The sequence below is a fragment of the Pseudomonas sp. LjRoot277 genome, assembly GCF_964253845.1.
Lineage (GTDB): Bacteria > Pseudomonadota > Gammaproteobacteria > Pseudomonadales > Pseudomonadaceae > Aquipseudomonas.
Genome location: NZ_CAXURI020000001.1, coordinates 3,513,659 through 3,535,492, shown reverse-complemented (window position 1 = coordinate 3,535,492; position 21,834 = coordinate 3,513,659). Strand labels below are relative to the sequence as shown.

Annotated in this window: 19 protein-coding genes and 4 pseudogenes; 9 read left to right on the top strand and 14 right to left on the bottom strand. The window is 55.5% G+C overall.

Annotated elements, in window-relative coordinates; translation table 11 throughout:
• Positions 1 to 43: 43 nt before the first annotated feature.
• From ACSQ87_RS16650 to ACSQ87_RS16620, 7 genes are read right to left on the bottom strand one after another with little or no spacing between them, the layout of a single operon-like run.
• Positions 44 to 1,411 carry an ATP-binding protein gene (locus ACSQ87_RS16650; RefSeq protein WP_436273825.1) on the bottom strand — a complete coding sequence of 456 codons (1,368 nt, stop codon included), beginning with the start codon at positions 1,409 to 1,411 and terminating at the stop codon, positions 44 to 46.
• The gene (locus ACSQ87_RS16645) at positions 1,408 to 2,070 is read right to left on the bottom strand and encodes a response regulator (RefSeq protein WP_095128450.1); all 663 of its coding nucleotides are present in this window, start codon (positions 2,068 to 2,070) and stop codon (positions 1,408 to 1,410) included. Before ACSQ87_RS16645 ends, ACSQ87_RS16650 begins: the two co-directional genes overlap by 4 nt.
• 11 nt (positions 2,071 to 2,081) lie before the next feature.
• Entirely contained in the window at positions 2,082 to 2,726 is a 645-nt protein-coding gene (locus tag ACSQ87_RS16640) for a hypothetical protein (protein ID WP_436273824.1), read from the bottom strand.
• Positions 2,723 to 3,532 (bottom strand): SDR family oxidoreductase, encoded by an 810-nt coding sequence (locus ACSQ87_RS16635; RefSeq protein ID WP_436273823.1) that lies wholly within the window; start codon positions 3,530 to 3,532, stop codon positions 2,723 to 2,725. Before ACSQ87_RS16635 ends, ACSQ87_RS16640 begins: the two co-directional genes overlap by 4 nt.
• Entirely contained in the window at positions 3,519 to 4,193 is a 675-nt protein-coding gene (locus tag ACSQ87_RS16630; protein WP_436273822.1) for a TenA family transcriptional regulator, read from the bottom strand. The genes ACSQ87_RS16635 and ACSQ87_RS16630 overlap by 14 nt, the downstream gene beginning before the upstream one ends.
• On the bottom strand, positions 4,190 to 5,671 hold the full coding sequence (locus ACSQ87_RS16625; protein WP_436273821.1) for an AMP-binding protein: 1,482 nt from the start codon (positions 5,669 to 5,671) through the stop codon (positions 4,190 to 4,192). The genes ACSQ87_RS16630 and ACSQ87_RS16625 overlap by 4 nt, the downstream gene beginning before the upstream one ends.
• A complete protein-coding gene (locus ACSQ87_RS16620; RefSeq protein ID WP_436273820.1) occupies positions 5,661 to 6,338 on the bottom strand; it encodes a thermostable hemolysin in 678 nt (225 codons plus the stop codon). The genes ACSQ87_RS16625 and ACSQ87_RS16620 overlap by 11 nt, the downstream gene beginning before the upstream one ends.
• 198 nt (positions 6,339 to 6,536) lie before the next feature.
• On the opposite strand from ACSQ87_RS16620, the gene ACSQ87_RS16615 reads away from it, so the two are divergent.
• Positions 6,537 to 7,079, top strand: a complete 543-nt coding sequence (locus ACSQ87_RS16615) for a cytochrome b (RefSeq protein ID WP_436273819.1) — start codon at positions 6,537 to 6,539, stop codon at positions 7,077 to 7,079.
• A 388-nt stretch (positions 7,080 to 7,467) separates the two neighbouring features.
• Here ACSQ87_RS16615 and ACSQ87_RS16610 read toward each other — a convergent pair.
• Positions 7,468 to 8,906, bottom strand: a pseudogene (locus tag ACSQ87_RS16610) (IS1182 family transposase).
• A gap of 285 nt (positions 8,907 to 9,191) precedes the next feature.
• Positions 9,192 to 9,533 carry a hypothetical protein gene (locus ACSQ87_RS16605; protein ID WP_436273818.1) on the bottom strand — a complete coding sequence of 114 codons (342 nt, stop codon included), beginning with the start codon at positions 9,531 to 9,533 and terminating at the stop codon, positions 9,192 to 9,194.
• Positions 9,534 to 9,712: 179 nt separating this feature from the next.
• On the opposite strand from ACSQ87_RS16605, the gene ACSQ87_RS16600 reads away from it, so the two are divergent.
• The 4 genes from ACSQ87_RS16600 to ACSQ87_RS16585 all read left to right on the top strand — a co-directional run bounded on the left by ACSQ87_RS16600 (position 9,713) and on the right by ACSQ87_RS16585 (position 14,451).
• Positions 9,713 to 10,621, top strand: a complete 909-nt coding sequence (locus tag ACSQ87_RS16600) for a peptidyl-prolyl cis-trans isomerase (RefSeq protein WP_436273817.1) — start codon at positions 9,713 to 9,715, stop codon at positions 10,619 to 10,621.
• Positions 10,621 to 11,619 carry a HupE/UreJ family protein gene (locus ACSQ87_RS16595; protein WP_436273816.1) on the top strand — a complete coding sequence of 333 codons (999 nt, stop codon included), beginning with the start codon at positions 10,621 to 10,623 and terminating at the stop codon, positions 11,617 to 11,619. Before ACSQ87_RS16600 ends, ACSQ87_RS16595 begins: the two co-directional genes overlap by 1 nt.
• A 39-nt stretch (positions 11,620 to 11,658) precedes the next feature.
• Positions 11,659 to 13,884, top strand: coding sequence for a DUF3604 domain-containing protein (locus ACSQ87_RS16590; RefSeq protein ID WP_436273815.1), 2,226 nt, complete (start codon positions 11,659 to 11,661; stop codon positions 13,882 to 13,884).
• Positions 13,885 to 14,043: 159 nt separating this feature from the next.
• Complete coding sequence (locus tag ACSQ87_RS16585) at positions 14,044 to 14,451, top strand: hypothetical protein (protein WP_436273814.1); 408 nt, start codon at positions 14,044 to 14,046, stop codon at positions 14,449 to 14,451.
• 841 nt (positions 14,452 to 15,292) lie between these two features.
• Here the strand turns inward: ACSQ87_RS16585 and ACSQ87_RS16580 are convergent.
• Positions 15,293 to 15,625, bottom strand: coding sequence for a hypothetical protein (locus ACSQ87_RS16580; RefSeq protein ID WP_436273813.1), 333 nt, complete (start codon positions 15,623 to 15,625; stop codon positions 15,293 to 15,295).
• A gap of 253 nt (positions 15,626 to 15,878) precedes the next feature.
• On the opposite strand from ACSQ87_RS16580, the pseudogene ACSQ87_RS16575 reads away from it, so the two are divergent.
• Both ACSQ87_RS16575 and ACSQ87_RS16570 read left to right on the top strand, forming a co-directional pair.
• Positions 15,879 to 16,192 (top strand): annotated as a pseudogene (locus tag ACSQ87_RS16575) (integrase); the annotation flags it as partial.
• A gap of 14 nt (positions 16,193 to 16,206) precedes the next feature.
• Positions 16,207 to 16,299: a hypothetical protein gene (locus ACSQ87_RS16570; RefSeq protein ID WP_436273812.1), complete on the top strand. Its 93-nt coding sequence runs from the start codon at positions 16,207 to 16,209 to the stop codon at positions 16,297 to 16,299.
• Positions 16,300 to 16,630: 331 nt separating this feature from the next.
• Here ACSQ87_RS16570 and ACSQ87_RS16565 read toward each other — a convergent pair whose 3' ends face one another.
• Together ACSQ87_RS16565 and ACSQ87_RS16560 are read right to left on the bottom strand one after the other, a co-directional pair.
• Positions 16,631 to 17,089, bottom strand: a complete 459-nt coding sequence (locus ACSQ87_RS16565; protein ID WP_436273811.1) for a hemerythrin domain-containing protein — start codon at positions 17,087 to 17,089, stop codon at positions 16,631 to 16,633.
• 208 nt (positions 17,090 to 17,297) lie between these two features.
• Complete coding sequence (locus ACSQ87_RS16560) at positions 17,298 to 18,185, bottom strand: universal stress protein (protein WP_436273810.1); 888 nt, start codon at positions 18,183 to 18,185, stop codon at positions 17,298 to 17,300.
• A gap of 280 nt (positions 18,186 to 18,465) precedes the next feature.
• Between ACSQ87_RS16560 and ACSQ87_RS16555 the strand changes: the two genes are divergently transcribed.
• Positions 18,466 to 18,603, top strand: coding sequence for a hypothetical protein (locus tag ACSQ87_RS16555; RefSeq protein WP_436273809.1), 138 nt, complete (start codon positions 18,466 to 18,468; stop codon positions 18,601 to 18,603).
• Positions 18,604 to 18,847: 244 nt separating this feature from the next.
• Here the strand turns inward: ACSQ87_RS16555 and ACSQ87_RS16550 are convergent.
• A pseudogene (locus tag ACSQ87_RS16550) lies at positions 18,848 to 19,219 on the bottom strand (DNA-binding protein); the annotation flags it as partial.
• Positions 19,220 to 19,297: 78 nt separating this feature from the next.
• Between ACSQ87_RS16550 and ACSQ87_RS16545 the strand changes: the two are divergent.
• Positions 19,298 to 20,442: pseudogene (locus ACSQ87_RS16545) on the top strand (tyrosine-type recombinase/integrase).
• Between the two features lie 52 nt (positions 20,443 to 20,494).
• On the opposite strand, the gene ACSQ87_RS16540 reads toward ACSQ87_RS16545, so the two are convergent.
• The gene (locus ACSQ87_RS16540; RefSeq protein WP_436273808.1) at positions 20,495 to 21,475 is read right to left on the bottom strand and encodes a hypothetical protein; all 981 of its coding nucleotides are present in this window, start codon (positions 21,473 to 21,475) and stop codon (positions 20,495 to 20,497) included.
• Positions 21,476 to 21,834: the final 359 nt, after the last annotated feature.

Genomic DNA, 21,834 nt, shown 5'->3' with positions numbered 1-21,834 from the left:
CAGCTGTGGATTCAAACGGTCAATCAAAACATGAATGGCCGGGTCATAAACGACAAATCTCTAACGTTACGCACAACCCTACAGGCATCCGATTCTCTAACCTGACTTGACCACCCAAACGAACAGCAATGGCCTGAACGATGGTCAGCCCCAATCCTGCGCCCTGGTCGTTTCCGCGACTGTAAAAAAGCTCGAAAAGCCGCTCGCGATCCTCCTCGTTGATTCCCGGCCCCTCGTCTTCGACGGATAGTTCGTAGCGATTGTCTTTTTTGCTCAACCTTACAGTGATCACTCCATGCAGCGGGGAGAAATTCGCCGCATTGGTTACCAGGTTGTTCAAGGCAATATCAATGGCAGCGGGGTCTACTCTCACAGGGCTGATGTCGGCGGTGACATCGAAGACCAGTTCGAGATCCTTGCTCAACAACCAGGGAGTTAACTGACCCAGGCTGTCGCGAACGGTGGCTGCCAGATCAATCGGTGCAGGCGTTTGAGTTCCTGCTTGAGGTTCGATGCGGGCCATCGTGAGCAATTGGTTAACCAGCCGACTGGTACGGTCCACGCCGGCGATGAGGTGTTCAAGTGAGGCGCGACGATCATCTTCACTCCCCGCCTCCATAAGATTTTGGGCGTGCACCCTGAGCACGGCGAGTGGTGTGCGCATCTCGTGGGCGGCGTCAGCGATAAATCGTCGCTCACGCCCCATCACCTCCTGAATCTGTGCGAGCATTCGGTTGAGGGCTGCCTGCATGGGCTCAAGCTCAATGGGTAGCGGTGTCAACTGCAAGGGATCGAGTGAGCCAGGATGCCTCGCCCGTAATGTCGCAGCCATATTGACCAGAGGCTTCAACCCCCAGCCGATAGCTAACCAGATCATTGCGGCCAGCATCAAACTTCCCAGAATATTGGGCCACAATGTATGGCGCACAATCCGGTCCACCAGGTCCGAGCGGACGTCGTCTCGTTCCCCCACCCAGATGCGCAAACCGTTTTGCTTGTCTTCTAGCAGAAAGGCACGCCAGTGGCGATTGCTCAGGTCGACGACATCACTGAAGCCTGGCGTTCTTGGCGGTGTATTGAAGGACGGCGCGCTAGCCGTGTGTACCAGCACTTCGTTCTTGGGGTTCCAGACTTGAAAGGCAATCTTCGTCTCGTAGGGATGGCCGTCGACCCTTGGCTCCGCTTCACTCAGGGCCTGATTGAAGGCCCGATACAGATCAGCATGTTCTTTGCCGGACATGGGCATGCGCATGACGCCTTGTAGCAGGCGGGCGTTCTGGGCCAGTTGTGCGTCATAGACTTCGGCGATTTCGTGGTTGCTGTCGTGCAGATTGAGTAGGCTGATCACGGCCAGACCGGCCAGCATCAGGCCGATGATAAGCGTCAGGGTGCGCCGCCTGATCGAGGTCATCCACGTTCCTCCACCAGATAACCGACACCACGGATGGTGCGGATCAGGTCAGTGGAGAATTTCTTGCGCAAATGATGGATGTGTACTTCCAGAGTGTTGCTTTCGGCTTCCTCGCTCCAGCCGTACAGCAGTTGCATCAAATGATCGCGGGTCATCACCCGCCCGGGTGGCGAAAGCAGTTCGTGGAGCAGTTGGTATTCCTTGGGCGTCAGGGCCACGGGCTGGCCCTTATAGCTGACTTGCTGAGTGCCGGGATTCAAGCTGATACCCGCGTGCTCGATCAACGATTGTGCGCGCCCGGCACTTCTACGCAGGAGCGCACGTATGCGGGCTTTCAATTCCGCCAGGTCAAAAGGTTTGATCAGGTAATCATCGGCCCCGGCATCCAGCCCGGCAATGCGGTCTTCGGTGGCATCCCGCGCTGTAAGGATCAGCACCGGCAGATTGGAGCCACTGTCACGCAAACGCCGCAGTACTTCGAGACCGTCCATGCGTGGAAGGCCAAGGTCGAGCACCGCCAGATCAAAGGTTTCACTGAGCAGTGAATGCAAAGCGCTGCTGCCGTCCTGCAACCAGTCGACGGTGTAACCTTCGCGACCCAGGGCCTGATGTATGCCTTCGCCGAGGGCCACGTCATCCTCTATCAGTAATAAGCGCACACGGACTCCTGTCAACTGAGTTTCTTGTTCACGTCCACCAACAGTGCTTCGATCTCCTTACGACGACCGGCATCGGCGGTTTCGCGTCCGGGTCTAGGCGCCGCAAGCAGTGCTTTTTGTAGCGCAGCCTTGGCTTCAACGTAACGCTTTTGACGGTAGAGGTGATCGCCCCAGAAGTACAGGCTATCGATGCCACTGGGGTTCATACGCAGGGCGAGTTCGAGTAACTGCTCGGCCTTGTCCGAGTCGCCAAAACCGATGGGCCAACCCGGTACACGGTCATACAGCGCGCCGAGGCTAGTGTAGGCCGAGCCTTGCAGCGCCTTGGGGTCAATAGCCAGAGCTTTTTCCAGATCGGCCTTGGCCTCCTTGACCTTGCTCAGCGCCCCCAGTCCTCCCTGGGCACCGGCCCAACTGCTGGTGACGATGCCGGACCAAATCCACGCTTCAGCAACCGTTTGACGCTCTTGGGTGAAGCTTGAAGCTTGTGCAGCCAGCTTTTCAAATGCGGCGGTTCGCTGCCCCTCCGGCAATTCGTACTGAATATGCGCCCAGCTTTGCTGGATACCGTTCAGGCGCTGCTGATCGGCAGCGTCCAGCGCCCAGACACTCTGGCTCAAGGCTCCAAATAGCAGGCAAGCGATGATATTTTTCATGGTTTGAGATTCTCCTGGTCTGTTTTCTGGCTCAGGCGGCGGATCAGCGGCAATTGCTTGCGCAGGCCTCGGTCCACCAGATGCGGCAGCAGGCTATTGAGGCGTACGAAAAAGCGTTCCGGCCATCCCAGGTACAAGTCGCGACGATCACCGGCAATGGCGTGAATCACAGCGGTCGCCACGGTTTGCGGATCGTCGACGTTGGCCTTGAGCGCATCGTTCAGCGCCTGGGCTGCCGGGCTATTCATGCTGGTGTGGGTGGCTCGCGGGGCGACGTAGAGCACGCTGACTCGCGTGTCTGCCAGCTCCCGGCGCAGGGCTTCGGAAAATCCGCGCAGGGCAAATTTGGTGGCGCAATAACTGGCGTACCCGGCGTAGCCAATGGAGCCATATGTCGAACCGACGTTTACCACCATGGCGCTGTCGGCCTGCTTGAGCAGCGGCAGCAGGATTTTGGTCAGGCAGATCGGCGCGCTGATGTTCACCGCCAGCATCGCGTTGATCTCGTTGTCATCCAGTTGTTCGAGCATGGCGAAATGATTAACGCCGGCGGCATTGATTAGCAGGTTAATGCGCCCCATGCTTTCGGCCTCTGCCAGCACCTCCCGGCGCTCGGCGAGGACGGTCAGATCGGCGCCCACCCAGCACACGTTTTTTGGGTAGCGCTTGAGCAAAGGCTCCAACGGTACCCTATGTCGAGCCACTGCCAACACATGTGCACCACTGGCGCACAGGGCCGTGGCGATGGCCAGACCGATGCCACCGCTGGCACCGGTCAACACGACACGAGCTTCAGACAGGCGCATGCAGGTTCTCCCCGTCGCGCGGCAAGCCACGGAACATGTCGGCGTACAGCGCGTAAACCACTTTTGAAGCATGAATGACGGCGGCTTGGTCATCCGGATCGTCCAGCGTGTTCATCAATCGCCGGTAGGTCTGCATGTGCTCAATATCCAAAGAGCCGTGGGAACTGAGGTAGCTGAAGGCGCTTTCCGGCAGGTCCAGGCGTTCGCGAATGCTGCTGGCGGCGTGGGTGGCCAGGGCGATGCTGGTGCCTTCGAGCACATTGACCATGCCGAACAGCCCCACCGGGTTGTCTCGGGCAATCAGGTCGTAAAGGAAACTGACCATCAATTCGATAGGCAAGGACGGGCGCCCGTCGCACACGGCGTCCCTATTGCCACCGCAAGCCTCGATGTCATTGAGTACCCATTTTTCATGACCGTATTCATCCTCGATGTATTCGCACACCGCTTCACGCAGCCATTCCAGGCGCAATGGCAGGCGCGCACCGCAGGCCATCATCAACGGCACGGTATGGCGCACGTGGTAATAGGCCTGCGTCAGAAATGCCCGGTAGCTTTCCAGACTGACGTTGCCCTCCAACGCATCCCGGATAATCGGCAGGTTGAACAACGTCATGCGTTCTTGTTGAGTGGCTTCTTGCAGCGTTTCGAAAAAACTCATGGTGCGGATTCCTCGGAAAATGCCGATTCGGTCAGTTGCGCCCGGTAGCGCTCGACGATGGCATCTCGGCGTGGTCGACCATTGGCTGTCAGCAAGCCATTGGTGGAGGTGAAGGGTTGGCTAAGACGAGTCCAGTGATGGACTTGGGCGTAATCGGGCAAAGCCTCGTTGGCCTGGGCCACGGCGGCGGCCAGTTGCTCATGAGTGCAGTCAGGGTGATGGGGCCAGAGCAGCGCATGGTTGCGTGGCATGGCTTCGCCGTAGACGAAGGCCTGGGCGATATGGCGGCGCTGGGTCAGTTCTGCCTCGACCCATTCGGGGTTCACGTTGCGCCCGAAACTGGTGACGAATTGATGCTTCTTGCGGCCCTTGATGTAAAGAAAACCTTCAGCGTCGAATTCACCGAGATCACCGCTGGGCCACCACTCAGTGGTGTTCGGCGCGTCCCCCAGATAGCCCAGCAGGGTCGAACCCTTGATCAGCACTTCGCCGTCGTCGGCCAGGCAAATCTCCACATGGGACAGTGGCCGTCCAACACTGCCGAGGCGCCGTGCTTGCGGACGATTGAGGCACACCACCGACGCACACTCCGACAAACCGTAACCTTCGTAGACCGGAATGCCCACACGCTCAGCACGCCGCAGTAAATCTTCGGAAACCCGGGCACCACCCACGGCGGCAAAACGCAGGTGCCGAGGATCAAAGGCTTTCTGCTCGGCAGCGCTGACCAGCATTAGCAGCAACTGTGGCACTAGGATCAGACTTTGGGGACATCGGCTGGCCAGGCATCCCAGCAGTTGCGGCGCACTCACACCACTGGCGCCTTGAATGCCCAGTGTTTTCTGGCTTGGCAGACTCAATGTGGCGCCAGCGTGCAACGCCGCATAACAACCAATGTTTTCCAGCAAAATGGCCAGCGGCAGCAGGGCCAGATGGTGTTGCGGATCGGTGGTTTTGCTGGCTAGGTCCAGTTCGCGGGTGACCCGCAGAATACTGTCGGCATTCAAGCACACACCTTTTGGGGTACCTGTAGTGCCCGAGGTGAACGTCAGTTTGGCGGTGCGTTCAGGCAAGCGGCTCGGGTCGCTGAAAGCGCGGCACCAGAACTCGCCGCTCTTCTGGTAACCGGCCGCTTGCAGTTCCTCTTGCAATGAAGGCTCGGCGATCACCCGTTCGGCTTGGCTTTGTTCCAGGCAATGTTTACGTTGCGCCGGGCTGAAAAAAGGCGGCAAGGCCACACAGGTCAGGCCTTCGCACAATATCGCAAGGTCCCAGAGCATAGCTTCGACGCCATTGCCCAGCGCCAATGCGATCACTTTGACGTGTTCATCACGCAAGCGCTGCTGGCGATAAACAACTTCGGCATACAGCGTGGCGTAGTCCAGCTTTTGCTGATCGTCCCATAACGCAGTGGTATTGGTTTTACGCTCGGCATGGTTGCGCAGGGTCTGTTTGAAACGTTCCATTTCAGGCGACATGGCAGGCCCCCTCCATGGACGTTGGCAAGCCCAAACGGCTAAACAGGCCAATGTTGCTTAGATGAATGAACCCGGCGCGTATGTTGCCAACGTGGACCCAAGGCTTGCTTTCGTAGTAACTGCCCCAGGCGTGGCGGTCCTCGCCCAGCCGCGCAGGGTCGGCGGCACACAGCGTCACAGGTTTCAAACCCAAGCGATGAAAACTGTTTACCAGCCCCAGGTTTCCGGTAAAGGCCACCCACTCTAGACCGCCCATGGCCAGCAGGTAAGTCATCGCGATAATGCTCAGTCGTGCACTTCCTGTGCTGCTTGCCGCCAGATTACCCACCTCGACGATAACCGAACGGTCTATGGCCAGGTCCGCGGCGGCACTGATCAGCGGATCAATCGCTTCGTCCAGATAACCCTCAAGAAACAGCGGTCCGGCGCTTGCCAGACGTACACCCACCACCGCATACAGCACGCCGAGCGCATCGCTCATGCCAAACAACTCCGGCATGAAGTGGCGAATGTCGGCACCGTGGGCCTTGCGAAAACGTTGCTGGATAAAGGTTTCGAAGGCGCACCGTTGAGGGTCATCCGGCAGTGCTCTGACGAGATGCATCTGCCGTGTTTCGGCTTGGCCGAAATGCAGCGGCAACTGAACATTCCAGTTGAAATCGGACATTGAAAAACACCTCCCCGGAGCAATTGGGGAGAAGTATCAAACGCATTTCTTAACGAAGTCTGAAGGTGAGAAAAGTTTGGACGAAGTGGTCTTCAGATTGCCTTAAGGCTTGGCGGGCAGTGTAACGGCCGTCGGCTCGATGACTGGGCCCAGGCTGTTCGAATAAGTCGGCAGCCTATTACCTGCATGAGGCCCACAATGACTCGCGATAAAACAACTCAGCGCTACGGAAAGCTGTCGATCACTTTGCACTGGCTAATGCTGGCGCTGTTCGTCGGCGTATACGTTTGCATCGAAATCAAGGAACTGTCGCCACGCGGCGATACTTTGAGAGGCTTGTTTCTCGGTTTACACGGGCTGTTCGGTCTTAGCATCTTTGCCCTGGTCTGGGTCCGTCTGCTTGGACGACTGACACCACGCCCGCACATCACGCCAACGTTGCCCGCCTGGCAGATCGGCACCTCTCACTTGATGCATCTGGCGCTGTATGTACTGATGATCGCCACGCCATTACTGGCCTGGCTGATGCTGGCAGCAGGAGGTAAACCGATGCCTTATTTCGGTTTTTTCCTGCCAGCGCCGGTGGCGGTCGATCCTGACTTGGCCAAGCAATTCAAGTATTGGCACGAACTGCTCGGCAGCGCCGGTTATTGGCTGATCGGTCTACATGCGGCGGCGGGGTTGTTCCATCATTACTACGTGGGCGACAACACCTTAACCCGTATGCTGCCAAGGCGTTGATAGCCCTTGCGTTGAGATACTGGCTGCGTGTGTCCGAGGGTGTTTCAGTGGGGATTGGTGGTCACTTAAGAATAAACGGTACGTCGTCAAAGCTTCAGAAAAAAGAGCTGCTCTCTCAGTGGTCCTCTAGACACTCTCGACCCAGACCAGGGGAAGCCTACTTCCACTCAAAGTAAGGCGTTATCGCACAGAGGCGGATGACCGCTATGGGTCCAGGCTGTGTGAAAACGCACTGAATACGTCGAAAGCTGAGAGCTACGGGCGTTGCTTGTGAAACCAGCAGACGGAAGCGCGAATTGCCCTAGTCAGCGACATAGGCGTTCGTAAATGTTGTTTGGGCCGCGTCAGCGGCCCAAACAACCACTCACGGGCGAGCAAGCGGCTGGATTCACGCCCTGATCACTTCAAGCAATCCTGCGATGCCGAAGATGCTCATCATTCGTTTGAGGTTGTAGGCGAGCACGTGAAGGCTCATCTCGGTGCTTACCCTCGGCAGGGTTTTGGTCAGGAAGTGGGTACTTCCCATCCAGTATTTGAGCGTTCCAAAAGGATGTTTAACGGTCTGTCGGCGACGCCTCATCATCGTTGGATCATTTTCCAGCCGTACCTGCATCGCGTCGATTACCGCCTCATGTTCCCAGCGCTTTACCCAGCGCTCCTCACCCGTCGTACATTGCTTGTGCATTGCGCAGGACTGGCAGCCCGAGAACCAATAACAGTGCAGTAGCATGCCGTCTTCCACCGAAGAATGCCGCCGGGTCAGTAACTGTCCCGCAGGGCATCGATACTCGTCCGATGCAGCAACGTAGATGAAGTCCTGCTTGCCAAATCGGCCTTCGGCTTTGCTGCCCGATGTCAGGGGTTTCGGTACGAAGGTGGTTATGCCCGCCTGCTCGCACGCAAGGATTTCCAGACCCTTGTAATAACCTCGGTCGGCCACCACCGTCCCAGCGACTCAGCGCCGATCTCTTCACGCGCCTGGTTCGCCATATTACTGAGTTGCCCACGGTCATTACCAACGTTGGTCACCTCGTGGGCAATGATCAGGTGGTGTTTGTCGTCGACGGCTGTTTGGACGTTGTAGCCAACCGTTCCGGTGCCTCGGCCGCTCGTGGCCATTGAGCGTGCATCTGGGTCTGTGAGGGAGATTTGTTGGTCTGGACTGTCGTGGAGTTGCGTCTCAATGTCCTTGAGTTTTTGCATCTGCTGTTTCAGCGTTTCGATCTTTTCTTTCAGCCGCTCGGCCTTGGCCTCGGCCACTTCGGGCATTGCCCGATCCGCCGAATCCATCGCCGCTAGATATCGATCAATGCTCTGCTCGATCTGCTGCATGCGCGCCTTCACTTTGCCCTGGGTGAAGTTGCGGTCGCGGTTGTTGACGGCTTTGAATTTGCTGCCGTCGATGGCGATGATCGATTGAGAGAAGAGATTGAGGTTACGGCAAAGCACTACGAACTGGCGGCAGACGCTGCGAATGGCTTTGCCGTTGTCCTTGCGAAAATCGGCGATGGTTTTGAAGTCAGGAGTCAAACGCCCGGTCAGCCACATCAACTCGACGTTGCGCTCGGCCTCGCGCTCAAGCCGGCGGCTGGACTGAATCCGATTGAGGTAGCCGTAAATATAGATCTTCAGCAAGATCGCGGGATGGTAGGCCGGACGCCCCGTTGCAGCAGGATCGACACCCTCAAACCCAAGTGCGCCCAAGTCGAGTTCATCGACGAAAACGTCGACCACGCGCACTGGGTTTTCTTCGGCTACGTAATCGTCCAGGCACTCCGGCAGCAACGTGACTTGCGTCCGAGCCTCACCTTCAATGAATCGTTTCATGATCGTCCCCGCCACGATCTAGACGATCAGAAGATTAGACAATCGCAGGCGTTTTCACACAGCCTAGGTCCATTACAACCCTTCGTGACAGACTGCAATCGGCCGATTGTGACGTAAAAGTCGGCCGGGCCTGGCTAGCAATGCATTGAACGATGAAAGCTTCTTTTTTTGCACGCGGCCACATCAAATCTGGTCCTGAATCTTCTTCGCAAGTCTCGGACTTTAATCTCAAACGCGTACTTTTCAGCCATGACAACCGAAGTCGAGTTTTTCAACAGAATTGGCTCAATGTGAAGTCTCCCTGGTCATTGCTCGAATCAAAAGTACCGTCATGACTCCGTGCAGGATGACCACGGGCCACAAGAGAACCCCACTCGAATTGCCCGAGATGCCAACGTAGGTGAGATACACCGTCACGGCTGCGTTATAGATCAACATGCCGAACAAGGGTGAGCCGGGCCAGCAGGCGACGGCCAATGCGATGAGGGCGATGCCGGCCACGGGGACGATGACGCCCGTCAGTTCGATGCCAAGCAGAAGTTGCCCTACCAGCGACGGGACAAGTATCAGCGCCACGCCAGTGGCTGCCTCGATGATCGCGGCGAAAACAAGCAGTCCTTTCGTCATATGGGCGCTCCATCCCGGGCTGCATGGGTGCAAGACTGTACAGTCCTGAGGAATTGGTTAATCCGATTGCGACTAAGTCTTAGTGCTTATCGTGATTAGCCTTGGTGGAAAGTTCCAATCCAACAGCAATACTCCACTGTGTTCGAAAACCATTCGAGTATAGCGTGGGGCAATAAGTCATGAACTTAAGCGTCTGCGAAGCGAAAGAATCTCGACTTTCGTTAATCAAGCGATGCATTCGCCAGCCGCTTTTTCATTTTCTAATTGCCGGTTTTTCACTCTTTGTGCTGTACGGAGGTTTACACCGCTCAACCCTTGATCAAGATCCGCAACGCATCGAAATCACCCCTGAAGTTGTTCAGCGGATCGCGATTTCCTGGCTGGCGCGATGGCAACGACCCGCATCGGAGCAACAGTTGCAGGGCCTGATTGATGAATATGTTAAAGAGGAAATCCTCTATCGCGAAGCACTGAAACTTGGCCTGGATAAAGACGACACTATTATTCGCCGTCGACTGGCGCAAAAAATGGATTTCCTCGCCGAGGATGTAGCGTCACTTCGCGAGCCGACACCCGGTGTACTGGAGGCCTGGTACAACCAGCATCAGGACCAATATGCCCCGCCGCCACTTTTGACCTTCCATCATTTGTTTTTCGCTTTGGACAAACGTGGTGCGGATGCGCAAGTGCAGGCTCAGGCTGCCTTGAGTGGCCTGACAGACAAAAACAGTGGTGAAGGCGATGCCTTCATGTTTAAAAACGCCTACTCAGAACAATCCCAGGATCAGGTGGCGCGGGTCTTTGGTTCATCGTTCGCCATTTCATTGTTCAAGCAAACGTCGGGTAGCTGGGTGGGGCCTGTGGAGTCGGGTTTTGGCTGGCACCTGGTGTGGATTGACGCGTTGGCCAAATCACCTCCTCCGCCCTTAGAAGCCGTGGCCCAGCAGGTCAAGTCCGATTGGTTGTCCGAACAACGCAGCGCATCGAAACGCGCGAATTTCGATGCATTGAAAGCACGCTATGAGGTCGTGGTGATGATACCGGCTTCCGCCGGTGCGATTGCCGCCACACACAAGGAGCGGCCGTGATGCGGTGCACGGTATGGCTGCCGTTGGTGCTCTGGTTCGTGGGGCTAACGGCCATCGCCCATGAGTCGCGCCCTGCTTACCTGGCACTCAACGAAACGGCCGCCGGGCGCTATGACGTACTGTGGCGCACGCCGGTGCTTTCAGGCATGCGGCTACCGATTACGCTCCGGTTTGCCGAAGGTGTGCGTACTGTCGTTGAGCCCGTGGAAAGCGAACTGAACGATTCACTGATCGAGCGTCGCGTCATTGATGCCGGTCCCGCAGGACTGGTCGGGCAACGTATTGAATTCATCGGCCTGCAAGCGAGCATCACCGATGTGCTGGTGCGTGTCTCACGCCTGGATGGCAGCCTGACGACCACCCTGGTCCACCCTGCGCAACCCTGGATAGAGATCACTGCCACGCCGGGAGCGTTTTCGATGGCCGGTGCATTTCTGGTCCATGGCATCCAACACATCCTGGGGGGCCTCGATCACCTGCTGTTCGTCTTCGGTCTCCTGCTGCTGGTGGGTAATGGCTGGATGCTGGTGAAGACCATCACCGCATTCACCCTCGCCCATTCCATCACTCTGGCACTCGCGACACTGGGTGCGGTGCGGCTGCCCGGCCCTCCTGTGGAAGCGACGATAGCGCTGAGCATTCTGTTGCTGGCAGTGGAAATCGCCCGCAAGAACCGTGACGAAACCAGTTTCACTCTCCAGTGGCCATGGGTGGTGGCGTTCTGTTTTGGCTTGTTGCATGGCTTCGGTTTTGCCGGTGCGCTGGCAGAAATCGGTTTGCCGCAGCGTGATCTGCCGCTGGCGCTGCTCACCTTCAATGTCGGCGTCGAGATCGGCCAGCTGATGTTCGTCGCCGTCGCGTTGAGCCTGCGCGCACTGTTGCTGCGTTGTCGGCTGCCACGGCCCGCAGTCCTGTATGCCCGACCGATTGCTTCTTACGGGTTGGGTACGCTGGCTGCCTTCTGGTTTTTCCAAAGAGTCTTGAGTTTCTTGTCCTGAGTTGCACCCTGTCATTGCCGTATTCCGGAGACGTGGAATATGAAAAACCCTACACACTTCACCGCGCCAACACTGCTCGGTTGCGCCGTGTTAACTGTCAGCGCGCTGGCATTGGCAGAGAGCAACCCGGATCGCCAGGTTTACTTTGGCCAGACGCACTCGCACAGCTCCTGGTCGATTGATGCCTACCTGATCGGCAACCACCAGGTCGATCCCGAGCAGACGTACCAATACTCACTTGGGATGCCGATCAAGCATCCAATGGGGTTTGAAGTGCAACTCAAGGGTCGCCCGCTGGATTTCCATGGCGTGACCGACCACTCGGAATACGTGGGCGTGATCGCCCTGGCCAACGATCCGAAGTCAGACTTCAGCAAGCTGCCCATCGCGCAAAAGCTGATTGTCAAAACCCCGGAAGATTTCAACCGGGTGTTCAAATGGATCGCCGGCAGTTTGAGCCACCCGATCAAGGAGCTGATTGATCCGAAGGTTGCCGGCAGTATCTGGCAGCAGAACATCGCCATCGCCGACAAGTACTACAAACCCGGCAAGTTCACCACGTTTGTCGCCTATGAATGGACCTCAGCCCCCAACAATCAAAACATGCACCGCAATGTGTTTTTCCGCGACTCGAAGAAGGTGCCGGACCTGCCCTTCACGGCCCTCGATTCGGGCAAACCGGAGGATTTGTGGGGCTGGATGGACGATCAACGCAAAAAAGGCAACGAGGTGCTGGCGATCTCCCACAATGCCAACCTCAGCAACGGCCTGATGTTTCCGGTGGACGTAGATGAGCGTGGCCGCCCCATCGATGCCGCCTGGGCCGAGACGCGGATGCGCAATGAATCCCTCACCGAAATTCACCAGGTAAAGGGCACCTCGGAAACCCACCCCGAACTGTCGCCGACAGACGAATTTGCCAACTATGAAATCATGAATTTCCTACTCGGCATCGACAACAGCACGTCGAAACTCAATGGCAGTTACATCAGGCAAGCCTGGCAAAACGGCATGGCTTTGCAGCAAACTCGTGGATACAACCCTTACAAAATGGGCGTGGTCGGCGCCAGCGACTCGCACAACGGGGTGATTCCTTATTCACAGAGCTACAACTTCGGCTCCCACGGTTTTACCGACAGCACCCCGGCGGCGCGTCTTTCCGGCAAACAGAACTCGGGGATGATTGCCTTGCAAACCAGCACCTCCGGTTTGGCCGGTGTCTGGGCCGAAGAGAACACCCGTGAGTCGATCTTCGATGCCATGAAGCGCAAAGAGGTCTATGGCACCAGCGGCGTGCGCATCCCCGTGCGCATGTTTGGTGGCTGGGGTTTCGACAGCAGTGTGTGGAATGAAAAGGACTGGGTGCATGCTGCCTACGCCAAGGGCGTTCCCATGGGCGGCGACTTGCCGGCAAAACAGGGTAAACAGGGTAAACAGGCGCCGTCCTTCGTGGTGTGGGCGGTCAAGGATGCCGACGATGGCAACCTCGACCGAATCCAGATCATCAAGGGCTGGACCAAAAACGGCCAGACCTTCGAGAAGATCTACGACGTCGCCTGGTCCGGTGATCGCCAACCGGACCAGGCCACCGGCAAAATCCCATCGGTGGGCTCCACGGTCGATGTTTCCAAGGCGACTTACACCAATACCATTGGTGCCACCGAGCTGAAAAAAGTCTGGGTCGATCCGGATTTCGATCCGGCCCAGCACGCGTTCTACTACGCTCGCGTGCTACAGATTCCGACCCCGCGCTGGAGCACCTATGACGCGTCCAAGTTGCAAGTGCCACCACCGGCCGATGTCTCGGCCACCGTCCAGGAACGTGCGTGGACTTCGCCGATCTGGTACACGCCGACAGTTGAGGACAGCAAGCTTGTCGCTGCTGGAAAAACCATCGACCAGCTGAAAACCGAAGGCGCCAAAGCGCTCACTGACGAGCAGTTGCAAGCCTACGTGGTGGGTAAAACCATCAAGGTACGCAATACCGTCACCGGCCAGACGTTCGAGATCGTCTATGGCACCGAAGGCCAACGCCTGGTCACCAGCGTCGATGGCAAGCCGTCTATGCAAGGGGAATACCTGAACATGCTGCATGACGGCCAGTTTGGCGTGCCGGCCAAATATGAAATCAAGGACGGACATCTAGTGACAACACTCGGCGGCACCCCCTTCGAGGCCACAGTCTTCGAGCAAAACGGCAAATACATGGCCGCTCGCAGCAACGAGTTCGGCTATGTGAATTATGAGGTTGAGGAGGTCAAGTAGCGCCGAAGCCAGTACCGATGTTCTGCATACATCGGTACTGGCAGATTGAAGCGGACCGATATTGCCGTAGCTCAGAAGGAAAGCCGTTCGCGAATCGGCCCCAATGGACTTATCCAGACATTGATACTTGAATGGGCACTGTTCCGAAGGCAATCTTCGATGGAAGACCGCTTTGGGCAGATGACGCCTGTCGCCACCGGCATATTGGGTCGTTTGCCGTCCTTCCCGACAGGCAAAAAACGGCCAAAAGCAGTCGGTCAATTGAACTGCTACGACTCAGCGCTTGTCATCCGTACAGAGGCTAAGAAACTCGACAAACTCGTGTTGTTCCCAGAGAGCGTTACTCCAATGACACCGGCCGAAAAACTTCTGGAATGGAATGCAAACTGGACGATTTCCCACGGCGTCGTCAGCTGCAAGACTTGCCATGCGGAGCAGTCTGAACTCGATAGGGACAAAGCATTTCTTCATGGGACAGGCTGCGTGAGGGCACCTTTAGGAATCCTCCCATGGCAGGCCTTAGACGACGTCCAACAGACTCTCTCAATTGGTAAAAAGCACGACTGATCCTAACGGCTAGGCCAGCCAACGAGTCTGTCGTCGTTTTCAGGGTATTTCCAGGTAAAGCGTGCGTTGTGGAAGTTCACGACAGGCACCTGTCCCAGAGTGCGCCAGCGTTCAAGCTCCTCTCTCATTTTCTGGACGTCGAAACTCTTGCCCAGATTCTCCTTCAAAAAACTCCTGCTGATTCTGTACCGGCCACACCCCAGGCATACCAGTTCGTCCGAGTCACCGTAAATGCCTTTACGCCAAGCATCACCCCAGCAAATCCAGCACGCGCATTTCATGATTCCCCCTTCTACTCGGGTAGATACAGCGCTAGCGGGTCGCTATAGGTTGATCCGACGGCACTCAGCTTCAGCTTCGTCTCGACTGGGATGGCTTTTGTTCAGCCTTCGCTTTTTCTCATTGTCATAAATGTCGAAACCTATCGGATCGGTTTGGCAGTAGAAGCGAGCCCCATGGCGTATTGCGCCCGCCTCCTTCGGTACTGCGGGAACAACAACAAATCTTGGGGGCATCCTGGCATCCTCATCGGGTTACGTTTAAGTACTAGCGGCTATGGGCTACCACAGCAAGCTCCCTCCGAAGACTCCGATGAAAAGATCGATACAACTTGTGGCCCCGAGCCTTCGAATGAAAGGCATGCAAAAGAGGGATCGCCCTTTAAAACCTTTCCAATATCTTCTATTGGCCAAACTCTGCCGTTGCTCACCGGCAGCTATGGGTCGACAGTAGCCTGTCCTTGGAAGCTTCGTTTGAGGTGACAGGCCCGACATATGCTTTGGCGAAGCTGTGCGTTGCCAGGACGGTTCAAAGTCTTGGCGCGAGCTAAGTGAGATCGCTGTTACATCGACTTGACCGAAATCACTTCCACATACGTGAACTTTTTCCTCGCAGCCTTGGTAGCTTCTTGCTCTGCCAAGAGGGTGCTCAGCGTATCGGCCTCATGGATTATCTCGTACGTTTCACCTTCGAATTCATTTCCTACCCGGAGGGTGACCCTTAGCCTCGGCGTGAAGGCTTTCGAACCCCCATTTTTTGTCGCTGCCTTTGCTGGCGTCACGGTCACGCCGGCCTGATTGGCTTCTTGCACACTGGGCGCGTTAACCGGCGTAGGTACCTCTGCGTAACCGAACAGCGCTCGGCGCATCTCTTCTTCCGTCAATTCTTTAATCATGCTCTGCCTCAGAGGGGCGCTTTGTGAAACCTGCCCAATTCTATCAGCATGGCTGGTGCTTGCAGTATCCAGGCGAGGGACGGGCTCGGAGCAATGTTGGCTCGTAAGGCCCAGCACTGGTCGATTAGCATCGATGACCGCCACCAACATGTCGGTATGCGTTCACCCGACGATCCTTGACCTCCCACAAGAAGGAGGTCCCTCCATGAAAACTGTCACACCTGTGAGTCGCTTACCTTGAAACAAGGGAAAGCTGGTTGGCCAAAAATCACCGCTGCGTTTGCGAGATATCTGGGGAATCCGGATCAGGCTTGAGCTTGCTTCAAAAGTGAGAGATCTGGCGCTTTTCGATTTGGCAATCGATAGCAAACTTCGGGCTTGCGATCTGACGAAGCTGCGTCCGAGACGTTGCGGGGGAATCACGTGTCTTCACGTGCCATCGTGATGCAGCAAAAGACGCATCGGCCCGTTCAATTTGAAATCACTACGCCGACTCGAACTGCCCTTGAAGCGGGGTTGACGGTGTGCGCACTCGAGTTCGAAGCCTGCACACCACCGATACGCCTTACCTTCGAGTTTTTATGGGCGGTTTACGTAAAAAAGTCGAAGCGGACCCTTCCCTGCCGCGACACCTCATTACCGAAACGGGTGTTGGCTATCGTTTTATTCCTTAAGCATATGAGGTCAGGAATAAGCGCCCTTGTTATTGCTACATCTCGATTTGTGTGCCACCTACCCGCTGTTCGCGCATCGAACTCTCTGCAAGCGAGTCCTTCTTCCCAGCAGTAAAATGTGTGCCTTGCTCCTTTAGCATTGTGCAATATGACTCAATACAGTCATTTGCCAAGAACATCTCTTTATCAGGCAAAAGTTTTTTAACTCCGCATATACACGTTCTAGAAAGGCGTCGATATCATTTAAATATGCCTTTCGCACAATCGCTTTGAAAGTTCAAATACTAAATCGCGGCCAAATCCAACTGAAGGAGGGCGATAAGAATTCCGATTAATGCCATTGACGCTCTGTTTCCTCCCACTGGAGGTCTGATAGCCACTTATCAGCCATCGGAAAGAAAATACTCTCCTCAGCTTCCATATGATCGTAGTACTTCCTGATGAAGTCATCGATGGTGTCAGCGATTACTCTCGCCTCCTGAGTTGAGTCCTCCAAAATCTTGAGCTGTCCAGCAATACGCTCAAATGCCAGATGATCTCGCTCGATATCCTTGACCCGTTGGTGGATCGGTGCGTCAGTCGCTAGCAAGGCCTGCCGAATAAGCTCTTCATTTTCATGATGGCGTCGCTCTGCACCACCATGCAAGGCTTCCAGCATCTTAAACAACTGCTTGAAGTCATCGGCACCAGCAGATTCATGCCTCACCCTACCCAGCAATCTTTTGATCTGGGTAATTTTGGTAGCAACTTCATGATGATAAGCGTGCAGTTCATTCAGCAAGACGTTCATATCAAATCCTCACTAACACACCAATTATTATAGGAAGACCATTATCAATCACCAACCTCCAAGAGAAGCTACAGACATCTGGTCCCACCAGACGTCGACCGGTCGCTGACCGGTCCTGTAATGTGGTTTGCAATGAGGGGTTTTGTGTCATGGAAAACCTCCTCAGGCGATCACACCTGTCGTGTTGTTACACATGGCCTTGTCCGTTCTAGACTGCCAGAACGCTGCAAGGCACCTGGTACAGAATATGTTCAGTCGTGCTGCCCAGAAGCTTGACCAGGTCGTGGTCTTGGACTCGGCCCATCACGATCACATCCACGTGATGCTTGTTGGCGAACTCGCTTAGCGCCGTAACAGGATGTCCCAGTACGAAATGCCTACGGTCAGCGGGAACACCGTACCGGCCGGCGAGCTTCAGGAACGATTTCTCCAACTCTTTGCGCCGCCATTTGGTCAGCTCCGACAGTTTCAAGCCACCGCCCAATTCCTCCAGATAGTCTTCAGAAATGTCATAGGCATAAAGCAAGTGCAATTCGGCATCACACTGTACCGCGAGACTGGAAGCCTGTTGGACGATATGGTCGTTCAGTTCGTTGTTTTCAGGGGCGCCCGCCGACGCATCAACCGCCGCCACAACCTTGCGCGGCAAGGCATGACGAACCCCGCCCACCAGATATACCGGTATCGGACAGTGGCGCAGCAAGTGCCAGTCCAGAGGAGTGAAGAACGCGCGTTTGAGTGATGAGTCGTGTTGGATTTCCTTAATCAACAAGTTGGGCTGCAATTTCCTGACGTGATCAAGGATGTCTTGCTCCATGTCATCAGCCCAAGCCAACTCGGTGGTCACCTCGATCCCTCTGCCATGGAGTTTTCTGGCCTGGTCCTTCAACCAGTCGCGATGGTCCTGCAGGTAACGCTCCCGAGCTGTTTCCCGATCGCCTTCTTCGAGCAGCGACAACAGTTTTAACGAAGGAATCAACGCCGTGATATGCAACTTTGCACCACTGGCCCTGGCCAGCGCAGCTGCATGGTCGATCGCCGGAGAATGGCGCAGGGCCAGGTGGGTGATGAGTAACAACCGTTGATACTGGATCATGATCTGACTCCAGGCAGAGGGACTTCAACGCCTACCGCTGCTCATCGCAGGGATCAGCCGTTGCGTCCACGCCGGATCAAGCACCAGCGTTAACTTAGGTTGCTCCGCTGGAATGTGACTGGCGTTGATAAATATCAAATACCGGCGTGAGGCCTGTAAAACGCGCAGCCTTTCATTTCACCCTGCTTGATCAATATCAACGGGCGGTACTTCCCTTCTTCACACGGCCGAATCGTCCGCAGACGGCGTGGAGGCGAGAATGAACAACCTGCAAGATTAGGTGATTGCCTTTATTTCCAGGCCGTCCAGTTACGACACATCCAACCATCCGGTGGAACGTGTCGAGACCCATGGTTCGGTGGTGTTTCTGCATGCCGATCATGCCTACAAACTCAAACGCGCAGTGGCTTTTGCCTAGCTGGATTTCTTTAGCCTGGAATGCCGCAAAACGCCTGTCAGGCAGAGTTACTACTCAATCGACGGACAGCGCCACGCATGACATCTATTGGTTGCAGCGGTGAGGGTTCAGCCATCCGCCTGCAGTGTGACGCCGGTCTATCAAGCCGGTAACTGGACCTGGAAACATCCTGAAAACACGGTCATTCATGAGGCGCAAACAGTGACGTGCCCAGCCTGCCGATGCATCGATGACAACATGCCGCGGATTGTTGCCGCGCCAGTGCGGCGTCCTGACGCGCCAGATCTTCCACCGCCGCCACCCGCTCGCGCTCGGTGGCCAGCACATGGCGTTGTTCGGCCAGCGCTTGCTCGGCGACGCCCTGCGCCAGATTAATCGCCTGTTGCCAGACCATGACAAACGCCTGCGACACTTCGCCCGGCAGTGCCGGCAGCCGGGTCTCGCCGTTCAGCCGCTCGGCCAGCCGTGCCCACCATTGGTCGAGCAGGCCGCCGACCCGCGCGGGGCTGCCGCGGCCCAGTTGCAGGCGTACGCGCTCCACGGTCGGCCGTTCGCCACGGGCCAACACCGCGTCCGCCGCGGCAAATACGTCGTTTTCCGGCACCCCTACTGCCATGGTTCATCTCCGGCTATATTAGGTCTGATAATTTAATGTTATCCGACTCTATTATTTTTTAATTGGAATTAAAAAACGTTGAACGTAATAGAATTTACGAATGAGCACATCTTGGTTGACGAAACCCCGCTGGACTCGCATTTCCTCGCGCTCAAGGCCCAGAAGGCCGCGGCGGCGTTCATCGCTGTGGGAACGTCTGCCAATACGGTACGCCGTTACCGCAGCGCCCTAACCTACTGGTCAGCCTGGCTGCAACTGCGTCATGACCATGTGCTGAAGGATGCCCCGCTGCCGCCGGCGGTCGCGATTCGGTTTGTCCTCGATCACCTGTCGCTGCCGCAAGAGCAAGTTGGGTGTGCCACCTGTTACCGCCCGGCATAGACGTCGCCTTGGTGGCGGAGCGAATCAAAGCCAAGCCTGGAGCACTGGCCTTCTATACCGTCAGTCACCGCCTGGCCGTTGCTGGGGAAATTGCACCGGATCAATAAGTGGGATAGCCCGATCGAGGCGTCGGCGCTGAAAACTCTACTGCGCGAAGCGCGCAAAGCGCAGTCTCTTTAGGGAGTGACGGTGCGCAAAAGAAGCGCGATTATGCTCGAACCGTTGCAGGAGCTGCTCGCCACCTCGGACGACGCGTGCGCGGCGTGCGTGACCGCGCGCTGCTCCTGCTGGCCTAGAGTGGCGGCGGTCGCTACCGTTCGGAAGTGGTGGGTTTGCAGGTCGGGCGGTGTGCGTCAACTCGATGCCGACACCTGGCTGTACGCCCTCTACGTAACCAAGCCTGACACCGGCGGTGTGCGGTGTGCGGCGTGAGACGCCGCTGCGTGGACCTGCAGCACAAGCGCTTTTCGCCTGGCTGGCTGTCTCTCCCGCCGACAGTGGCCCGCTGTTCGCCAAATGTATAAAGACAACAAAGTTGGAAGCACGCCCTATCGGCAGATAAAGTAGCGCGCATCGCGCAAGCGTCGGCCGAAGCTGGCAGGCTTGGAGGGAGATTGGGCTGCGCACAATTTAAGGTCGGGATTTGTCACCGAGGCTGGACGCCAAGGAGCGCCGCTAGGTGAAATCATGACCATGACCGAACACCGCAGTGTTAGTAGCTAATGGGTTACTTCCAGACCGGAAATCTATTGAATAGCCGTGCAACTGAATTGTTATCCAATTCTGGGCCGCGTGTTAGGCTTGGATCAATCAAAGCGGCGGATATAATAAAAGCCTGCTAAGGCAGGAACACCGCCCTGTACTCCGACGAGAATCATACAGCCTTACGACCTCCTAGAAAGTTAAAACATTATGAACGGAAACTTCATTGTCATCGTAGATTATGCATAGTCCGCTCGTCTTGGAGCTCCGAGTCACTTTAAATAACTGCTGATAATCCAAATCCTGGGTGCAAGAGTTGCGAAAGCGATAGCTACTTCGCCTTATAAAAAAACTCTGATGCTTTCCCGCTCTATACCAAGGAAACTCTGCATTCAACACTATAGTGAAGCTAATACCCTTTTCAATCCAATATTGAATCTCTCCTAGAAAGCTTAAATAGCACGCGGTAATAATTTTAGATATAGCAGCACTGCTATAGGGGCATGGCGCCCGCTGGATAAAGCAGTCGAATCCAGACTTTTTACCTGAAACACTGGTGATTGTAGGCCACCTGATGCAAGCCAACCTCAACCGCATTAGGACGTACGCCAAAGCACATGAGCAAAAGCCACAGACAACTCCAGTCGTTGCACCATACTCCGTCAACGAGTTGATACGTGCCAAACAATCCTGATGACCACGAAGATATTTTTCCTCTAGCGCCTCGCAGCAAGTATAAAGCGTTTCCCGGATCGGTTGATAATCATCAAGCTCAAGATAGTCATATTGCTCATTATTCGGAGAGTCAGGAGTTACCCAATGCACTGGTTGATGACTAAATATCTGACCGACCAATCGGTCCGGACTTGAAATACCCAATAGCCGCTCGATAGGCACCACCAAAGCCTCTCTAGCCATATCATTACTATAGTAATCTGCACAATGATACGAGCCACTGAAAACACCCCGCATTAACGCTCGAAACCATTTTGCTTCGAGGTTGCCAATTTCCAGCGTTCTAGCCATAAATGCGCTATCCACATTGAAATTAGAGCGATGGCCTAAATCAGGCCAGCTAAGGTTGCAAACACTACAAATTTTTTGTGTTGCACCACGTATTTTCCGTTCGTAAAAATAGGAATCAATGGGAGTATTACCGTTGAAACGATCCAAGCATTCAGGGCACATTTCGACAAGTTCAACGTCATGGATCGAACAATAACGATAAAATTTAATACACGAAAATACCGAGTGAAACCCTACTTCCATACATAGTGGACAAAATCGTATGCTCGCTTTTGGATTTAAAATTTGCTGAGATGGAGCAAACTGAGTAGGGATGTGTGAGTCGCTCTCCTCTGATGCTGACGAAACCAACCAGTTCGGAACTACGAATGGCATTCGATGCTGACTATACGTGGTTCCACTATCTTTGAGGAGATCCTCGCCCCTTAAGTAGCTGTATCTCATGACTTTGTAAAAAATAGAAATGTAGGATTCGTAGGGGTATATCTTTTTTGGAATATATATAT